At 65.4% G+C, this 16,789-nt stretch carries 9 protein-coding genes and 1 tRNA gene; 7 read left to right on the top strand and 3 right to left on the bottom strand.

Going from position 1 to position 16,789, the window contains the following annotated elements; all coding sequences use genetic code 11:
• Positions 1–232: 232 nt before the first annotated feature.
• The 3 genes from CH268_RS22145 to CH268_RS22135 all read right to left on the bottom strand — a co-directional run bounded on the left by CH268_RS22145 (position 233) and on the right by CH268_RS22135 (position 6,776).
• A complete protein-coding gene (locus CH268_RS22145; protein WP_032367609.1) occupies positions 233–1,684 on the bottom strand; it encodes a glutamate synthase subunit beta in 1,452 nt (483 codons plus the stop codon).
• A complete protein-coding gene (gene gltB / locus CH268_RS22140) occupies positions 1,677–6,266 on the bottom strand; it encodes a glutamate synthase large subunit (protein ID WP_032385264.1) in 4,590 nt (1,529 codons plus the stop codon). Before gltB ends, CH268_RS22145 begins: the two co-directional genes overlap by 8 nt.
• A 424-nt stretch (positions 6,267–6,690) precedes the next feature.
• Positions 6,691–6,776: transfer RNA gene (locus tag CH268_RS22135), tRNA-Leu, on the bottom strand.
• Between the two features lie 207 nt (positions 6,777–6,983).
• Here CH268_RS22135 and CH268_RS22130 point away from each other — a divergent pair.
• The 7 genes from CH268_RS22130 to pknB all read left to right on the top strand — a co-directional run bounded on the left by CH268_RS22130 (position 6,984) and on the right by pknB (position 16,789).
• Positions 6,984–8,453 carry an FhaA domain-containing protein gene (locus tag CH268_RS22130; RefSeq protein WP_094665900.1) on the top strand — a complete coding sequence of 490 codons (1,470 nt, stop codon included), beginning with the start codon at positions 6,984–6,986 and terminating at the stop codon, positions 8,451–8,453.
• Between the two features lie 180 nt (positions 8,454–8,633).
• The gene (locus CH268_RS22125) at positions 8,634–9,098 is read left to right on the top strand and encodes an FHA domain-containing protein FhaB/FipA (protein ID WP_027494977.1); all 465 of its coding nucleotides are present in this window, start codon (positions 8,634–8,636) and stop codon (positions 9,096–9,098) included.
• The gene (locus CH268_RS22120; protein WP_032371412.1) at positions 9,095–10,540 is read left to right on the top strand and encodes a PP2C family protein-serine/threonine phosphatase; all 1,446 of its coding nucleotides are present in this window, start codon (positions 9,095–9,097) and stop codon (positions 10,538–10,540) included. Before CH268_RS22125 ends, CH268_RS22120 begins: the two co-directional genes overlap by 4 nt.
• A complete protein-coding gene (locus CH268_RS22115; protein WP_027494979.1) occupies positions 10,537–11,994 on the top strand; it encodes an FtsW/RodA/SpoVE family cell cycle protein in 1,458 nt (485 codons plus the stop codon). The genes CH268_RS22120 and CH268_RS22115 overlap by 4 nt, the downstream gene beginning before the upstream one ends.
• Complete coding sequence (locus CH268_RS22110; protein WP_032367613.1) at positions 11,991–13,475, top strand: peptidoglycan D,D-transpeptidase FtsI family protein; 1,485 nt, start codon at positions 11,991–11,993, stop codon at positions 13,473–13,475. Before CH268_RS22115 ends, CH268_RS22110 begins: the two co-directional genes overlap by 4 nt.
• 6 nt (positions 13,476–13,481) lie before the next feature.
• Complete coding sequence (locus tag CH268_RS22105; protein WP_032367614.1) at positions 13,482–14,858, top strand: serine/threonine-protein kinase; 1,377 nt, start codon at positions 13,482–13,484, stop codon at positions 14,856–14,858.
• Positions 14,855–16,789, top strand: coding sequence for a Stk1 family PASTA domain-containing Ser/Thr kinase (pknB, locus tag CH268_RS22100; RefSeq protein WP_032371410.1), 1,935 nt, complete (start codon positions 14,855–14,857; stop codon positions 16,787–16,789). The genes CH268_RS22105 and pknB overlap by 4 nt, the downstream gene beginning before the upstream one ends.

The raw sequence follows: 16,789 nt of genomic DNA, 5'->3' as shown, positions 1-16,789 counted from the left end.
TTGTGTTCGATCACCACAATGACAGCGGCCTGTGACCATCCGATGCCCACATGGTTAACGGACGTAACCGTGCGTCACACGGTTCGCCGCCACCCGTCGGGATCAATCGCCCCGTCGAGATCGGTCGCCCCCGTCGGGATCGGTCGCGCCCCCGTCGGGATCAATGCGGCTTTCAGTCGCTCAGAGTGCAACAAAGGGACATTGATCCCGAGGGGGTGCGCCGGAAAAAAACCTACCGCTGCGGCGCCTGGGTGGGCACGATCGGCGACGGCAGCGCGGTTGCTCCCTGCAGGAAGGTGTCGACGGCGGCCGCGCAGGAGCGGCCCTCGGCAATGGCCCACACGATGAGCGACTGACCGCGGCCCATGTCTCCGGCGACGAAGACGCCGGGCACGTTGGTGACCCACTCGTTGGTGCGTTCGACGTTTCCGCGCTGGTTGAAGTCGACGCCCAGGTCGGTCAGCAGACCGCCCTTGTCGGGTCCGACGAAGCCCATGGCGAGGAGCACGAGATCGGCTTCGAGCGTGAACTCGCTGCCTTCGATCTTCTCGAACTTGCCGGCCTTGAACTCGACCTCGCATGCTTCGAGTGCGGTGACCTTGCCGTTCTCACCGACGAAACGCTCGGTGTTGACGGAGAAGACGCGCTCGCCGCCTTCCTCGTGTGCGGACGCGACGCGGTACATCAGCGGGTACGTCGGCCACGGGGTGGAGGTGGCGCGCTCCTCGGGCGGACGCGCCATGATCTCGAACTGGTGGACGCTTGCCGCGCCCTGACGGTGCGAGGTGCCCAGGCAGTCCGCCCCGGTGTCGCCGCCGCCGATGATGACGACCTTCTTGCCCTCGGCACTGACCGGCGGCTGCTCGAAGTCGCCCTGCTGGACGCGGTTGGCGTGCGGCAGGAACTCCATGGCCTGGTAGATGCCGTCGAGTTCGCGACCCTCGATGGGTAGGTCGCGCCAGGCGGTGGCACCGCCGGACAGCACGACCGCGTCGAACTGCTCACGCAGTTCATCGGCCGAGATGTCCACGCCCACATCGACACCCGTGCGGAAGACGGTGCCCTCGGCCTCCATCTGCGCGAGCCGACGATCGATGTGACGCTTCTCCATCTTGAACTCGGGAATGCCGTAGCGCAGCAGCCCGCCGATGCGATCGGCACGCTCGAACACCGTGACGGTGTGGCCGGCGCGGGTGAGCTGCTGCGCTGCAGCAAGTCCCGCTGGTCCGGAGCCGACGACGGCGACGGTCTTGCCGGTCAGGTGCGTCGGGTAGACCGGCGTGACCCAGCCTTCCTCGAAGGCCTTGTCGATGATCTCGACCTCGACCTGCTTGATGGTCACCGGATCCTGGTTGATGCCCAGGACACATGCCGCCTCGCACGGAGCGGGGCACAACCGTCCGGTGAATTCCGGAAAGTTGTTGGTGGCGTGCAGGCGATCGATGCTGTCGCGCCAGCGATCCTTGAACACCAGGTCGTTCCACTCGGGAATCAGGTTCCCGAGGGGACAACCGTTGTGGCAGAACGGAATGCCACAGTCCATGCATCGGCTGGCCTGGGTGCGCAGAGTGTCCTTCGAGAAGTCCTCGTAGACCTCTTTCCAGTCCATCAGGCGCAGATCGACGGGCCGCCGCTTGGGTACTTCGCGAACCGTGTTCTTCAAAAATCCCTGTGGGTCACCCACGAGCTGCCTCCATGATCGCTTCGTCCACGTCCGCGCCGTTCTTCTCGGCTTCGGAGATGGCCAGCAGTACCTTCTTGTAGTCGCGAGGCATGACCTTCACGAAATGGTTCACCTGCTGTGACCAATCCGCGAGGATCCGCTCGGCCACCTCGGAGCCGGTCTGCTCCTGGTGACGGGTGACGATGTCCTTCAACCAGGTGAATTCGTCGCCCTCGAGCTCGTCGATGTCGACCAGCTCGGTGTTGAGGTTGGCCTCGAACGTCTTGTTCGGATCGAAGATGAACGCAACGCCGCCGGACATGCCGGCACCGAAGTTTCGTCCCGTCGTGCCGAGGATGACGACCTTGCCGCCGGTCATGTACTCGCAGCCGTGATCGCCGACGCCTTCGACGACAGCAACGGCACCGGAGTTACGAACCGCGAACCGCTCGCCGACGACGCCGCGGATCAGGGCTTCACCGCTGGTGGCACCGAACAGGAACACGTTGCCGCCGATGATGTTGTCCTCGGCCACGAATCCCTTCGGAGCGTTCAGCGACGGCCGCAGCACGAGATGTCCACCGGACAAGCCCTTGCCGACGAAGTCGTTGGCGTCTCCGTTGAGGCGCAACGTCATACCGGAGGGCACGAATGCACCGAAACTGTTGCCGGCCGAGCCGGTGAACGTGATCTCGATGGTGTCGTCCGGGAGGCCGACGCCGCCGTATGCCTTGGTCACCTCGTGTCCGAGCATCGTGCCGACGGTGCGGTTGACGTTGGTGATCTTGGACTCGAACGCGACCTTCTCGCCCTTGTCCAACGCATTGCGGCTGGCCGAAATCAGCTGCTGATCGAGGGCCTTGTCGAGACCGTGATCCTGAACGCCTGTGTTGTACAGGTTCTGGTTCATGAACGCCGATTCGACCTCTTCGAGGATCGGCGACAGATCGAGCTTCGACGCCTTCCAGTGCTCCTTGGCCGCGGTCGTGTCGAGCAGACCGACCTGGCCGACGGCTTCGTCGAGCGTGCGGAAGCCGAGCTCGGCCATGAGCTCACGCACCTCTTCGGCGATGAACATGAAGAAGTTCTCGACGAACTCGGGCTTGCCCGCAAAACGCTTGCGCAGCAACGGGTTCTGTGTCGCAACACCGACGGGGCAGGTATCGAGGTGGCAGACGCGCATCATGATGCAGCCCGACACGACGAGCGGAGCGGTGGCGAAACCGAACTCCTCGCCGCCGAGCAGAGCAGCGACCATGACGTCGCGGCCGGTCTTGAGCTGGCCGTCCACCTGCACGACGATGCGATCGCGAAGACCGTTGAGCAGCAACGTCTGCTGGGTCTCGGCCAAGCCGAGCTCCCACGGTCCACCTGCGTGCTTGACCGACGTCAGCGGCGTGGCGCCGGTGCCGCCGTCGTGGCCCGAGATGAGCACCACGTCCGCGTGCGCCTTGGACACACCCGCCGCAACGGTGCCGACTCCGACCTCGGAGACCAGCTTGACGTGAATACGAGCCGACGGGTTCGCGTTCTTCAGGTCGTGGATCAGCTGCGCGAGATCCTCGATCGAGTAGATGTCGTGGTGCGGCGGCGGCGAGATCAGACCGACACCCGGCGTGGAGTGCCGAACCTCGGCGACCCACGGGTACACCTTGTGAGCCGGAAGCTGGCCGCCCTCACCGGGCTTGGCTCCCTGCGCCATCTTGATCTGGATGTCGGTGCAGTTGGTCAAGTAGTGCGAGGTGACGCCGAAACGTCCCGACGCGACCTGCTTGATGGCACTGCGTCGCCAATCGCCGTTCTCGTCCGGCTCGAAGCGCGAGACGTCCTCGCCGCCCTCACCGGAATTCGAGCGTCCGCCGAGACGGTTCATCGCGATGGCGAGGGTCTCGTGTGCCTCGGCCGAGATGGAGCCGTAGCTCATCGCGCCCGTGGAGAAACGCTTGACGATCTCGCTTGCCGGCTCGACCTCGTCGATCGAAATAGCCTGTCGCTCTTCGGTCTTGAAGCGGAACAGACCGCGCAGCGACGCGAGCCGCTCGGACTGGTCGTCGACCATCTTCGTGTATTCCTTGAAGATGTCGTACTGACCGGTGCGGGTGGAGTGCTGCAGCTTGAAGACGGTGTCGGGGTTGAAGAGGTGGTACTCCCCTTCCCGACGCCACTGGTACTCGCCGCCCGTCTCGAGCTCACGGTGTGCGCGTTCCTGACGGTTGTCGAGGTACGCGACGCCATGTCGCGCTGCGACGTCGTCGGCGACCTGATCGAGATCGATACCGCCGAGATGGCTGTTTAGCCCGGTGAAGTACTCGTCGACCAGTTCCTGCGACAGGCCGATGACCTGGAACAGCTGGGCTCCGGTGTACGACGCGAGAGTCGAGATGCCCATCTTGGACATCACCTTCAGCACGCCCTTGCCTGCAGCCTTGATGTAGTTGCCGACGGCCTTGTCGAAGTCGATGCCGGTGAGGGCACCGCGCTCGATCATGTCCTCGATCGACTCGAAAGCCATGTACGGATTGACCGCTGCCGCACCGAATCCGATGAGCAGAGCCATGTGGTGGACCTCGCGGGCGTCACCGGCTTCGATGATCAGACCCACCTTGGTGCGCGTCTTCTCACGAACGAGATGGTGGTGCACTGCCGAGGTGAGGAGCAACGACGGGATCGGAGCGAGCTTCTCACTGGACTCTCGGTCGGAGAGCACGATGATCCGCGCCCCGCCCGAAATGGCAGCGGAAACCTGAGCGCGGATGGCCTCCAACGCCTTTCGGAGACCTTCACCGCCCTCGGCAACCGGGTACAGGCCACGCACGACCACCGAGCGCAGCTCTTCCTGCGTGCCCTCGTCGTTGATGTGGACGAGCTTGGCGAGGTCGTCGTTGTGCAGGATCGGCTGGGGCAGCACGATCTGCTTGCAGCCATCGGCGCCCGGGTTGAGCAGATCGCCCTCGGGACCGATGGTGCCGCCGAGGCTGGTGACGATCTCTTCACGGATCGCGTCGAGCGGCGGGTTGGTGACCTGGGCGAACAGCTGCGAGAAGTAGTCGAACAACATCCGCGGACGTGCCGACAGCACGGCGATCGGGGTGTCGGTACCCATCGAACCGATGGCCTCGGCACCGGACTTCGCCATCGGCGAGACCAGCACGTTCAGTTCCTCGGTGGTGTATCCGAAGATCTGCTGGCGGATCAGCACGCGATCGTGCGGCATGTGCACGTGCGGCCGCTCGGGTAGATCGTCGATCGACGTCAGGCCCTCGTCGAGCCACTGCTGGTAAGGGTGTTCGGCGGCGAGCTCGTCCTTGATCTCGTCGTCGGAGACGATGCGGCCCTGTGCGGTGTCCACCAGGAACATCCGGCCCGGCTGCAGACGCACCTTGCGGACGACCTTGGACGGGTCGATGTCCAGCACGCCGACCTCGGAAGCCATGACGACCAAGCCGTCGTCGGTGACCCACAGGCGGCTGGGGCGAAGACCGTTGCGGTCCAGAACTGCGCCGATGACGGTGCCGTCGGTGAAGCACACCGAGGCCGGTCCGTCCCAGGGCTCCATCAACGAGGAGTGGTACTTGTAGAACGCCCGACGCGCGGGGTCCATGGATTCGTGCCGCTCCCAGGCCTCGGGAATCATCATCAGCACGGCATGCGGCAGGCTGCGGCCGCCGAGGTGCAGCAGTTCGAGCACCTCGTCGAAACGTGCTGTGTCACTGGCTCCGTGGGTGACGACGGGGAAGATCTTCTCGAGCGCTTCCGAGCCACCGAACACGTCGGAGGTGATGAGGGCCTCGCGGGCGCGCATCCAGTTCTCGTTGCCGGTCGCGGTGTTGATTTCACCGTTGTGTGCGACCCGGCGGAACGGGTGGGCCAACGGCCACGACGGAAACGTGTTGGTCGAGAAACGCGAATGCACGAGTCCCAGTGCACTTTCGACGCGCTCGTCCTGCAGGTCGAGGTAGAAGCCCTTGAGCTGGGGCGTGGTCAGCATGCCCTTGTAGACGAACGTCTGCGAGGACAGTGACGGGAAGTACACGGTCTCGCGACCGGGGCCGTCCTTGCCTGCGCCCTCTTCACCCAACTCGTGTTCGACGCGCTTGCGAATGACGAAGGCACGACGCTCGAGTTCGAGGTCGGTGATCGCCGCGTCGGGAGCGGAGAAGAACAACTGACGGAACGTCGGCATCGCGTCGCGCGCCAACGCGCCCAAGGAGGAGTCGTCGGTGGGCACCTCACGCCATCCGAGGACGGTCATGCCTTCGCTCTCGACGATGCGCTCGACACCCTCGCACGCGCGTGCGGCGTCGCTGCGGCCCTGCGGCAGGAATGCGACACCTGTTGCGTAGGCACCGGGTGCGGGGAGCTCGAAATCTACGACGGCGCGGAAGAACGCGTCCGGTACCTGGATCAGAATGCCCGCACCGTCGCCGGTGTTCGGTTCGGAGCCCGCGGCACCGCGGTGCTCGAGGTTGACCAGTGCGGTGATCGCCTTCTCGACGATGTCGCGACTGCGGCGACCGTGCATGTCCACCACGAATGCGACACCACAGGAGTCGTGTTCGTTGACGGGATCGTAGAGGCCTTGCGGGCCCGGAGTGTGCTTCATACCTAGCCTTCGGATAAGTCCAGCCTTGAAACTCGTCGGCGACGGTGTGGTGTAACCGGCTGCTCGAACGGCCTGCGGTGCGTCCTCGCCGTTGAAGCAGCACCTGTCGATCTTCCACGCTTTCCTCTGCACGGGCGGGTGGGCTCGTGGTAGAAAAGTGAAGGTCTCGACGGATCAGGCCGTGGTGAGGCCGATCCAATTACGAACGATAAGTCAGTACCAGGGTGCTCTCGCAAATAAGGTAAGCCTACTTCGGGCTCTCACCTGCGATTTTCCACCGAATCGACGGGGTCCGGAATCCGGCTCTGCATCGACACGTCGACATCGTTGTCGAACTACACGAATGTAAGGCATCACCCGCGCTCACACGCCGGGGTTCGAAGAAACTACTGGCCGCAGCGATCGAGATCAGCTGCGGCCAGTGTGGTGGGCGGAGGGGGACTTGAACCCCCACGTCCCGAAGGACACTGGCACCTGAAGCCAGCGCGTCTGCCATTCCGCCACCCGCCCGGGTGACGGCGAGAACACTAACACGCACCCCGCCGTGCTCGAAAATCGCCGTCTCGAGCTGCCCCGAGCAACCGGCGGCACAGCGTTGCTGTCGGCCGCACCGTATATCATGCTTGCAGCGCGACTTCGTGATGACACGCGGCCGTCGCACCGTTGTAGGCAACAGGCACCACAGGGTGGAAGAACACAGTGAGAGGAGGGGTCACGATGGGCATCGTTCAGCGTTTCGAACGCAAGCTGCAGAGCGCTGTCGGCGACGTCTTCGCCCGCGTGTTCGGCGGCGGCGTCGTACCGGCCGAAGTCGAGGCGGCGCTGCAACAGGAGGCGTCCGATCTCGTTCGCCCCTTGGACGGCGGTCATTACCTGGCACCCAACAACTACGTGATCACGATCAACAGCTCGGATCACGAGGAACTTGCCGGTGATCGCGAGCTCACGGTCAAGGCTTTCTCGCGTCACCTGGACGATTACATCCGTGATCAGGGGTGGCAGACCTACGGTGACGTGGTGGTTCGCTTCGAACCGTCGCCCACCCTTCACACCGGACAGTTCCGGGCCAGTGGCTCGGTCGATCCCGATGTGGGACGATCGGCGATTGCTGCGCAGAACAGCTCTGTTCAGCAGAACGCGTCGGCACAGCCAGCCCGTCCCGTCCCTTCAGCCACGCAGCGACCGACTGCCCCACCGATGTCGATACCAGGAGCCGGCCCCATGACGCAGAACCCAGGCTACGACCCGCAGCGCGACCCCGCGGACGGACATCGTCCGGATCCGCGCGCGCGCAACGGATACGCCGGTGGCCAGGATCCCCGCTACGCGGCGCGTGAGCAGAACGGATACGACGGGCAGGGTTACGCGCCCGCCGATCGAGATCAGCGCTACGACCAGCAGCCGTACAACGCCCAGGGCTACGAGAACCAGGGCTACGACGAGCAGCCGTACGCCCAGCACGGCCAGGCCTACAGCGCCGCCGGCGGCCCGGAGCAGGGATACGACCAGGCCTACGGAGCACCCAACGGTCAGGAGCAGGGTTACGACGCCCAGGGCTACGACCGAGCGGGCTACAACGCGCAGGGTTACGACGCTCAGGGCTACAACGCCCAGGGTTACGACGCGCAGGGCTACAACGGTGCCGGTTACGACTACAACGGTGGCGAGCAGGGCGGTGCCTACAGCGAGGCTCCCTATCAGGAGCAGGCGTACGGCGAGCCCGCCGGCCGCTATGCCGAGCCGCAGGGTGCCGGTTACCCACAGCAGGGCTACCAGCAGCCCGCCTACGACTACCCGCCTGCCCAAGCGCCCTACGGCCGCGGCTACCCCCAGGGTGCCGGTGATCGCGGGGACGGCTACGGCTACGACCAGCCGGCGTCCTACGCAGGTCAGCCCCAGGCGCTCGCCGCGACCCTTCAGCTCGAGGACGGCAGCGGCCGCTACTTCCAGCTCCGGGACGGACAGAACATCATCGGGCGCGGCCAGGACGCCCAGTTCCGCCTCCCCGACACCGGAGTGTCACGCCGACACATCGAGATTCGCTGGGACGGCCGAGTGGCCATGCTGTCCGATCTGGGATCCACCAACGGAACCACCGTCAACGGTGCACCCGTCCAGGATTGGCAACTGGCCGACGGCGACGTGATCCGCGCCGGTCACTCCGAGATTCTGGTCCGGATCGTCTGATCACCGGAGTGGCCCGGCCGACCGAGATGTTCGTCTTCTCGACTCGCAGGTTCGCCCACCCGTATGTCGTCCACACGAGCGACTGCACCCTATGATGCTGCGAGACAACCATGTCTGTCGCGCCGCCGCGTCGGATTGTGGGGGATGCAGGTCCGATCGCGAAGGAGGAGGTGAATCGTCGTGCAGGGATTGATTCTGCAACTGACCAGGGCAGGTTTTCTGCTCCTGTTGTGGTTCTTCGTCTGGGCCGTTCTTCGGACGCTGCGCAGTGACATCTATGCCGCAGCCGGTATGCGTGTGCCCGCCCGCTACTCCGGTGGCTCGAAGGTGCTCCCGTCGTTCAACAAGCAGAAGGTGGCGAAGTACCTCGTGGTGACCCAGGGCGGCCTCGCCGGCACGCGCATCTCGCTCGGCACTCAGCCGGTTCTGATCGGACGCGCAGACGATTCGACTCTCGTTCTGACAGACGACTATTCGTCCACCAGGCACGCTCGCCTCTCGCCTCGCGGCGGAGATTGGTACGTCGAAGACCTGGGCTCGACCAACGGCACCTACCTCGATCGAGCCAAGGTCACCACCGCTGTACGCGTTCCACTGGGAACTCCGGTTCGCGTCGGCAAGACCGTGATCGAGTTGCGCCCGTGACCCTTGTTCTCCGCTACGCCGCCCGCAGCGATCGCGGTCTCGTTCGCTCCAACAACGAGGACTCCGTCTACGCAGGTGCGCGACTGTTGGCTCTTGCCGACGGCATGGGCGGTCACGCCGCAGGCGAAGTGGCCTCGCAGTTGATGATCGCCGCGCTGGCGCACCTCGACGACGACGAACCGGGCGAGGATCTGCTCGGCAAACTCGAAGCCGCCACCCGCGAGGGCAACGCCTCCATCGCCGACCAGGTGGAAGACGAGCCCGAACTCGACGGCATGGGAACCACGCTGACCGCAATCCTGTTCGCGGGCAAGCGAATGGGTCTGGTGCACATCGGTGACTCGCGTGCCTACATGCTGCGCGACGGCTCGCTCACTCAGATCACCCGCGACGATACGTTCGTCCAGTCACTGGTCGACGAAGGCCGCATCACCGCCGAACAGGCGCACACGCACCCGCAACGCTCACTGATCATGAGGGCGCTGACCGGTAACGAGATCGAGCCGACGCTCACCGTCCGCGAGGTCCGTGCCGGCGACCGCTACCTGTTGTGCTCCGACGGTTTGTCGGATGTCGTGAGCGACGAAACCATCGAGAACACCCTCGCCGAGGGTGAGACGGGGCCGTGCGCCGACCGCCTCATCGAACTAGCCCTGCGCAGCGGTGGCCCGGACAACGTCACCGTCGTCGTCGCCGACGTCATCGACCTCGACTACGGCCAGAGCCACCCGATTCTCGGCGGCGCAGCCAGCACCGAGGACGAAGAAGACGCTCCGCCGCCGAACACTGCAGCGGGCCGCGCCGCCGCCATGCGTCCCCCGCGCACGACGCCCAAGCGCGTGACCGCTCCCGTGGTGACACCGGAGAAGAAGTCGCACAAACTGCGGTGGTCGCTGATCGCGCTGACCCTGATCGTGTTGGCCGGAATCGGTGTAGTGGTTGCCAATTCGGTGATCAAGGGCAATTACTACGTCGGTGCCGACAACAGCAAGGTCACCGTGCTGCGCGGTCTCCCCGGTTCCGTTCTCGGGTACTCGTTGCAGAGCGTGGAATTGATCGGCTGCCTCGACGACAACGGTGGCGTCACATTGACTGCACCCGACGCCGCGCCGGCCGATTGCGTCCCGTTCGAGATCGACGACCTGTTGCCGGCCGCGCGCGAGCAGGTGACCGCAGGACTCCCGTCGGGCTCTCTCGACGACGCCCGCGGTCAGGTGCAACGGTTGGCCTCGGGAGACCTATTGGAGGTCTGCGAGACCGAGCCGGCAGTGACCACCACGGCCGCACCCGCCCCGACGACGACGATCATCCCGCCCCCCGGAGTTCCGTTGCCTCCGCCCGCGCCGGAGCCCGTTCCGGAAGCTGCCCCGACCACTACCGCCGTGCCGACACCGACCGTCGCGCAGATCCCAGGCCAGAACTGCAGGACCGGTACTCGATGAGTTCCAATCCGTCCGCAGGAGGCTCCTTTCCGAGTCCTCCCGGTGGGTTCGCTCCCGCACCGATCCAGTCGAATCGTCGCAATGTCGAATTGCTGCTGCTCGGTGCCGCGGTCCTGATCACCACCATCTCGTTGATCCTCGTCGAAGCCAGCCAGGAACAGACGATCACCTGGGACCTGGCCAAGTACGCGCTGGCCTACCTCGCACTGGTGACGGTGGCGCACTTGGCCGTACGACGGTTCGCCCCCTATGCGGATCCGCTGCTGCTGCCGATCGTCGCGCTGCTCAACGGTCTCGGCCTGGTGCTGATCCATCGACTGGACCTGGCCGATCAGCAACAGGCGCAGTACCTCGGCAACCCCATTCCCTCGCCCGACGCCAACCAGCAGGTGCTGTGGACGACGCTGGCCATCGCCGGCTTCGTGGCACTGCTGGTGCTGCTGCGCGACTACCGCACCCTGGCTCGCTACGGGTACACCCTCGGCCTGGCCGGCTTGATCCTTCTCGCCATTCCCGCGCTGCTGCCGTCGGCGTTCTCCGAGGTCAACGGATCCAAGATCTGGATTCGGTTGCCCGGCTTCAGTTTGCAGCCCGGTGAATTCGCCAAGATTCTGCTGCTGATCTTCTTCGCGTCACTGCTGGTGTCCAAGCGCGAACTGTTCACCACGGCAGGCAAACACTGGCTCGGCATGGACTTCCCGCGCGCTCGCGATCTCGGGCCCATCATCGTCGTGTGGATCGTCTCGGTCGCGGTGCTCGTGTTCGAGAAGGACCTGGGCACGTCGCTGCTGATCTTCAGCACCGTTCTGGTGATGATCTACATCGCCACCGAACGTGTCGGCTGGATCATCATCGGCAGCGGTCTGCTGATGGTCGGATTCTTCTTCGCCTACCAGGCGTTCAGCCACGTGCGCGTGCGGACACTGACCTGGCTGGACCCGTTCGCGGACTACAACGACACCGGCTACCAGATTTCCCAGTCGCTGTTCGGTCTGGCCACCGGTGGGCTCGCCGGCACCGGCCTCGGCAGCGGTCGCCCGTCGCAGGTTCCGTTCCCCAAGACCGACTTCATCATCGCCACCGTCGGCGAGGAACTCGGCCTCATCGGTTTGGCCGCAGTGCTGATCCTGTATCTGCTGTTCGTCATTCGCGGAATGCGTACTGCGCTCGCCGTCCGAGACAGCTTCGGCAAGTTGCTCGCCGCCGGGCTCTCGTTCACCGTCGCCGTCCAGCTGTTCGTCGTCGTCGGCGGCGTCACCAAACTCATCCCGCTGACCGGTCTGACCACCCCGTACATGTCGTACGGAGGATCCTCGTTGCTGGCGAACTACCTGTTGGTGGCCTTGCTGATCAAGATCTCCGACGCAGCGCGTGAGCCTGCGACCCCCAAGAAAAAGCCCGCTGTGGCCGCCCCGATCGCCGAGGCGCCGACCGAAATGGTGAAGCGCGCATGAACACTCCCCTACGCCGCGTCTCCATCGCCATCATGGTGATGGTGGTCGCCCTGCTCGCCAACGCGACCTACGTTCAGGTCATCAAGGCCGACGACCTGCGCACCGACCCACGGAACTCCCGCGTTCTGCTCGACGAGTACTCACGTCAACGCGGTCAGATCTCGGCGGGTGGCCAGGTTCTCGCATCGTCGGTTGCCACCGACGATCGCTACAAGTACCTGCGCACGTACCCGCAGAACTCGATCTCCCCCGCGAGCCCGCAGGCCAACGCCCCGATCACCGGCTTCTATTCGATGCTGTATTCGAGCACCGGTCTCGAACGCGCCGAGGACCCGGTACTCAACGGATCCGACGACCGGTTGTTCGGCGGACGCCTGTTCGACCTCATCTCCGGCCGGGATCCCCGCGGCGGCAACGTCGTCACCACCATCGACCCGGTCGTCCAACAGGTGGCGTACGACCAGCTGACCGCCAAGGGATACACCGGCTCCGTCGTGGCCCTCGACCCCGCCACCGGCAACATTCTCGCCATGGCCAGCACGCCGAGCTACGACCCCAACCTGCTGGCCAGCCACGACGGCAGCACCACGTCGACCGCGTGGGAGAACCTGAGCGACGATCCGGGCAAGCCGCTGGTGAACCGCGCGATCTCGCAGACCTACCCACCGGGATCGACGTTCAAGGTGATCACGACCGCCGCTGCGCTCCAAGCAGGCGCCACCCCGGACGATCAACTCACGGCCGCGTCGAACATCACCCTTCCTGGAACGTCGACGACGCTCGAGAACTACAACGGTTCGACGTGCGGAGGCGGTCAGACCGCCTCGCTACGTGAGGCGTTCGCACGGTCGTGCAACACCGCCTTCGTCGAACTCGGCATCGACACCGGCGCCGACAAGATGCGCGAGACCGCCGCCAAGTTCGGTATCGGAGAGGACACCAGCATCCCGCTCACCGTTGCCGACAGCACCATCGGATCCATCGACGACGACGCGGCTCTCGGCCAGTCCAGCATCGGTCAGCGCGACGTGGCGCTCACCCCGCTGCAGGACGCCGTCATCGCCGCGACCGTCGCCAACGGCGGTGTACGGATGGCTCCGAACCTGGTGCAGCAGTTGCAATCTCCCGACCTGTCGGACCTGTCCAGCTACCAACCCCAATCGATGGGTGAGGCGATCAGCTCCGACACGGCCGCGACCCTGACCGATCTGATGATCGGTTCCGAGAACAACACCAGCGGGGAAGGCAAGATCCCCGGGGTGCAGATCGCGTCGAAAACCGGTACCGCAGAACATGGTTCGGATCCTCGCAACACCCCGCCCCATGCGTGGTACATCGGTTTCGCACCGGCGAAGGACCCCAAGGTCGCCATCGCCGTCATCGTCGAGGACGGCGGAGATCGAGCCCTCGCCGCCACCGGCGGTTCGGTCGCAGCACCCATCGGCCGCGCCGTCATCGCCGCCGCATTGCAGGGGAGGTGAGCATCGGTGCCACTGAGTAACGGAGCCGTCATCGCGCAGCGCTACAGACTGCTGCGCCTCATCGCCACCGGCGGCATGGGACAGGTCTGGGAGGCGATGGACAATCGCCTCGACCGCCGTGTCGCCGTGAAGGTACTCAAAGCCGAGTTCTCCGAGGATCCGGAGTTCTTGCAGCGCTTCAGGTTCGAGGCCCGTACCACCGCTCAGCTGAACTACCCCGGAATCGCCGGGGTGTACGACTACGGCGAGACCCGCGATGGTGCAGGCGAATCGCTCGCCTACCTGGTGATGGAACTGGTCAACGGCGAACCCCTCAACGCAGTGCTGGGTCGCATGTCGCGCCTGCCGCTCGGCCATGCCCTCGACATGCTCGAACAAACCGGGCGCTCACTGCAGATCGCGCACACGGCAGGGGTCGTCCACCGCGACGTCAAGCCCGGCAACATCCTGATCACCCCCACCGGGCAGGTCAAGATCACCGACTTCGGCATCGCCAAGGCCGTCGACGCCTCCCCGGTCACCAAGACCGGAATGGTCATGGGCACCGCCCAGTACATCGCTCCCGAGCAAGCCCTCGGCGAAGAGGCGACCTCGGCATCCGACGTCTACTCACTCGGCGTCGTCGGATACGAAGTACTCGCGGGCACACGGCCTTTCGTGGGCGACGGTGCCTTGACCGTCGCCATGAAGCACGTCCGCGAAGCACCGGCGCCCATGCCGGTCGACCTACCGCCTGCCGTCCGTGAGCTCATCGAGATCACGATGGTCAAGGATCCGGCCGCCCGGTACGCCAACGGCGGCGAATTCGCCGACGCCGTCGCCGCAGTTCGGGCCGGCCGCCGGCCGCCGGCACCCGGCAACTCGCGCGGTACCGGAACCGGGAGAGTCATGATGCCCGGCGTCGTGCCCAGCCCGCAGCCGCCTCCGCCGTCGAGCACCCAGATGATGCCGACCTCGCAACGGGATTACCGGGGCCCGGCTACCGGCACTGCAGCTGCAGCGGTTCCCGAGCAGACCGGCATGTCCTCGGCACAGAAGGCGTTGGCCTGGGGCGGCGGCGCGCTCCTGCTGTTGGCCATCCTGATCGGCGGTTACGTACTGCTGACCGGTGGCAGGGACGACTCGCCGACACCGTTCGTGCAGCCCACGACCACCACGCAGCCGACGACCACGACCACAACGACCACCGAGCCGACGACCACCACCGAAGAAACCACGACCACCGAAGAAACCACGACCACCACCACGACGACCACGACCACCTCGGAGGAGCCGACGACCACCGAAGAGAGCACGACGACCTCGGCGCAGCCCACCCAGACGACGACTCGCAGGCCGCTGATCGAGATTCCGTTCCCGCAAGCACCACAAGGACAACGATGACGACTCCCCGTACGCTCTCCTCTCGCTACGAGCTGGGCGAGATACTCGGTTTCGGCGGTATGTCCGAGGTTCACCTCGCTCGGGACACCCGACTCGATCGTGACGTCGCCATCAAGGTTCTGCGCGCCGACCTCGCTCGCGACCCCACGTTCTACCTGAGATTCCGACGTGAGGCACAGAACGCTGCTGCGCTCAATCACCCCGCCATCGTCGCCGTCTACGACACCGGTGAAGCCGAGACCGAAGCCGGTCCGCTCCCGTTCATCGTCATGGAATACGTCGACGGCGACACCCTGCGCGACATCGTGCGCGCCGAAGGACCCATGGAGCCGCGTCGGGCCATGGAGGTCATCGCCGACGTCTGTGCTGCGCTCGATTTCAGCCACCGCAACGGCATCGTGCACCGCGACGTCAAACCCGCCAACATCATGATCAACAACGCCGGCGCGGTGAAGGTGATGGACTTCGGCATCGCCCGTGCCATCGCCGACTCGTCCTCGCCGATGACTCAGACTGCCGCCGTCATCGGAACCGCGCAGTACCTCTCGCCCGAGCAGGCCCGCGGGGAACAGGTCGATGCGCGTTCGGACGTCTACTCGCTCGGCTGCGTGCTGTTCGAGATCCTGACCGGCGAGCCGCCGTTCAAGGGGGATTCGCCGGTCGCCGTCGCCTACCAGCACGTCCGTGAAGACCCCCAGCTGCCGTCGCTGGTCAACGACACCGTCCCGCGCGAACTCGACTCGATCATCCTCAAGGCAATGGCCAAGAACCCGGCCAATCGCTACCAGAGCGCCGCCGAGATGCGTACCGACCTGGTCCGCGTTCTGGGTGGACAGCGCCCGAGTGCGCCCATGGTGATGAACGACGAGGATCGAACCACCATCCTCGGCTCCGTCGATTCCCGTCAGGCCGATTTCTCCGGCAAGGACAAGCCCGCCGCTACCGCGGCACCTCGGTCGTCACGCCACACGGAGGACTACGACGAACCGAAGAACCGCCGCGGCCTCAAGATCGCGTTGATCTCGGCGGCCGCGATCATCGTCGTCGCTATCGTCGGTGCCTTCCTGTGGTCGCTCGGTCCCGGTGCCGACCCCAAGACCGTCGCCGTGCCCACCGTCGTAGGACTGTCCGCAGACGAGGCACAGCGTCAACTCGAAGAAGCCGGCCTGCGAGTGAGCATCCAGGAGAAGCCCGACGCGGCGATTCCGGAAGGCTCGGCCATCGGCACCAATCCGGCGGCCGGATCACAGACCGAATCGCCGGGGAACATCCAGCTCGACGTGTCCTCGGGACCGCAGCAGGTGCAGGTTCCTCGACTGACCGGCCTCACCCAGCAGCAGGCGTCGGATGCACTGAACGAGGTGGGCCTCCAGCTCGATGCCACCGTCGCCCGTGCTCCGTCGTCACCCGAGAACCTCGACAAGGTCGTCGAGCAGAATCCGTCCTCGGGCGTGAGCATGAACGCGAACTCGCAGGTTCGCATCACCCTGGGCACCGGGCCGGCGCAGGTGCGGATGCCCGACGTCGTGGGGCAACTCGTGAACGTGGCGCAGCCGAACGTCGAGGGAGCCGGACTGCGCGTCCAGGTGCAGAACATCGACTCGGGACAGCCGACGGGTCAGGTCGTCTCCACAGACCCCGTGGGCGGCACCAATGTCACCGAGAACACCGTGGTCACGCTGCGCGTGTCGAACGGCGACAAGATCCCCATGCCCGACCTCGCCGGTCTGACCGAGGCACAGGCGTTGGCCGCGCTGCAGTCGGCCGGCTGGACGGGCACGGCAGCGGAACTGACGGCGACAAGGGAAGCGACGCTGGATCCGTTGATGGTCGGGCGAGTGGTGAATCAGACGCAGCCGGCAGGGTCCGAGATCAGCAAGTCCGACACCGTCACGATCAGCATCGGTGCCCTGGGTATCCCCGGGCGTTAG

The organism is Rhodococcus sp. 06-1460-1B, from assembly GCF_002258475.1.
Taxonomy (GTDB): domain Bacteria; phylum Actinomycetota; class Actinomycetes; order Mycobacteriales; family Mycobacteriaceae; genus Rhodococcoides; species Rhodococcoides fascians.
The sequence above is the reverse complement of the archived record's forward strand: the minus strand, read 5'-3'. Positions and strand labels throughout refer to the sequence as shown.